Raw genomic sequence first — 1,181 nt, forward strand, 5'->3', positions numbered from 1 at the left:
CCCACAGGGGACTTTCACCCCATCAGTTCATGCCCATGCCGGGCGTACCAAAAAAATTCCAGCGGATACTCGCTCCGCTCGTGCCGCTGAATTTGGCGTTATGTTCGCCCACGCAAGCCGCATATTGCAAATTGTTCTTTGATCTTGTTCTTTATCTTGTTCGTGTTTATTGGTGGACAGGATTTTTTCACCTATGGACATACCTGTTCATATAATGGACAGTCTTTTCTTGCATTATCTTTATTGCTGTCTATGTTTCTGTCACGCAAGAAAAAACCCGGATCATCGGAGTTGCCCCTCCTACCGGGTTTTCCTCAAAACAAGTGAGCTATTGCTCGGGAAGCAGTATAGCAATGATTTCGTTTGCGTACACAATCGGGGTGTTGAAATTGATTCGGGTTGAAATTCAAACAGGTGATTTAGAGAACCTGACTCCAACCCAACGGTTGCTGCTAATAGTGCTCGCGTCTTTTGCTAATAGTGAAGGCGAATGCTGGCCGAGCCAGAAAAGACTAGGCAAGCTGGTTGGTGTGTCTCGTCCAAGGGTCTGTGATTGCTTGAAAACGCTTGAAGAAGAAAAGTTAATTGAAAGTTCGTTCAGGCAGAGTGAGACAGGCACAAAAACAAAAATTTATCGCATGTTGTTTCAGCCGTTCATATTTAAAAAAGAACTGCTGTTTGACTGCTTCGGCCAACGAATCGACGATCCACGAATGACCGACACTTCATGGGCAGAAGGCTTTGAGTAAAGCAAACATAACAACCGCATCCACGGGACTTCGCCCGTGATGCTTGAGGTTATGTTCACTCAGCTAGTTCATAGGTTGCTTCAAACATACCTTGGCTGACAGGAAATACATCGCCCCCTTTTAATATGATCCAGCCACCTTTTCTGATAGCTACATCACCACTGGCACGTTTAATGTCAAGAAACTCGCTACCCTTGTGCGTGGTAAGCATCGCATCGGACTCCGCAGGTATGAAGTCTGCAATATTGTCTGCGTGATCCTCTGTCCCGTCCCACTGGACAGCTTCAACAAATTCAGGCTTCTTTCTGTACTTTCGCACTCTGTATCTCCTATTCCCGGGAATCGCAAACATAACAACAGCTCCGTGCGGTCTGCGCCCCCCTGTGCCAACATAGTTGTCGCCTCTCCTGAATTTAAAAATCTAAACAGGGG

At 46.4% G+C, this 1,181-nt stretch carries 2 protein-coding genes; one reads left to right on the forward strand and one right to left on the reverse strand.

The features are described from left to right. Positions 1–353 precede the first annotated feature (353 nt). Entirely contained in the window at positions 354–749 is a 396-nt protein-coding gene (locus KDK15_RS08070) for a helix-turn-helix domain-containing protein (RefSeq protein ID WP_257294847.1), read from the forward strand. Positions 750–804: 55 nt separating this feature from the next. Here KDK15_RS08070 and KDK15_RS08075 read toward each other — a convergent pair whose 3' ends face one another. Continuing rightward, positions 805–1,101 carry a hypothetical protein gene (locus KDK15_RS08075; RefSeq protein WP_257294848.1) on the reverse strand — a complete coding sequence of 99 codons (297 nt, stop codon included), beginning with the start codon at positions 1,099–1,101 and terminating at the stop codon, positions 805–807. Positions 1,102–1,181 lie beyond the last annotated feature (80 nt).

Origin of the sequence: Endozoicomonas sp. YOMI1 (genome assembly GCF_024606345.1) — a bacterium.
In the GTDB taxonomy this organism is placed as follows: domain Bacteria; phylum Pseudomonadota; class Gammaproteobacteria; order Pseudomonadales; family Endozoicomonadaceae; genus Endozoicomonas.

Excerpts from the sequence above, each read along its gene's own strand:
- KDK15_RS08075 (WP_257294848.1), bottom strand. The coding sequence starts at position 1,101 with ATGTTTGCGATTCCCGGGAATAGGAGATACAGAGTGCGAAAGTACAGA.
- KDK15_RS08070 (WP_257294847.1), top strand. The coding sequence starts at position 354 with ATGATTTCGTTTGCGTACACAATCGGGGTGTTGAAATTGATTCGGGTT.